The organism is Pseudomonas sp. P135 (assembly GCF_020312125.1).
GTDB classification, from domain to species: Bacteria; Pseudomonadota; Gammaproteobacteria; order Pseudomonadales; family Pseudomonadaceae; genus Aquipseudomonas; species Aquipseudomonas fragariae.
In genome coordinates, this window is sequence record NZ_JAGPYR010000051.1 from 1 (window position 1) to 809 (window position 809).

The window sequence follows — 809 nt, forward strand, 5'->3', positions numbered from 1 at the left end:
CGAGTGTTGCCCACCGGTTTGCCGATAGGGATCGAGCCATTGTCGACCGACACAATCTCGTAGGTGGCGGAGAATGTCGTGGCTTCTGTCGGACCATAACCGTTGAGCAGATGTTGCGGCGCATTGTTCGCCAGCACCCGTGCAATCACTGCCGGGTCCAGCACATCGCCGCCGACAATCAGGTAGCGCAGGCGCGAAAAAGCCTCGCCCAGACCCGTGGCGTATTGATGGAACAATCCGGCGGTCATCCACAGTACGCTTACCGATTGTTCCAGCAGCAGGCGCTGGAAATTCAGTGGCGAGAGCAAATCGTGCTGCCCGATCACCACCACACAGCCGCCATTGAGCAGCGGCGCCCAGACATCCAGGGTACTGGCGTCAAAGGCCGGGTTGGAGGCAAATGCGACGCGATCCTGTGCATTGAAATCGGCATAGCCGTTGTTGATCGCCAGACGGCTGATGGCCCGGTGCGGCACCAGCACCCCCTTCGGCGTGCCGGTGGAGCCTGAGGTGTACATGATGTAGGCGACGCTTTCGCTGGACTGCGCAAGCGCCAGATCATCGTTATCCAGGCCGTTTAGCATCAGGCGGTCAAGGTCGACGCGCTGAGTGCTGGTTGTCAGCGACATCTGACTGAGAGTCAGCAGGACACTCGCCTGACTGTCCTCGATCATGAACGCCTGGCGCTCTACCGGAGCGTTAACGTCCAACGGTACATACACCGCTGCGCATTTGAGTACTGCCAGCTGGCTGGCGAGCAAATCATGGCTGCGTTCCAGCAGGATCGCCACGCTGTCACCCGGCTGCAC

1 protein-coding gene is annotated in these 809 nt (G+C 60.2%); it reads right to left on the bottom strand.

From position 1 onward, the window contains the following. A partial coding sequence (locus KBY08_RS26245; protein WP_225651322.1) for an AMP-binding protein occupies nucleotides 1-809 on the bottom strand: 809 nt, incomplete at both ends.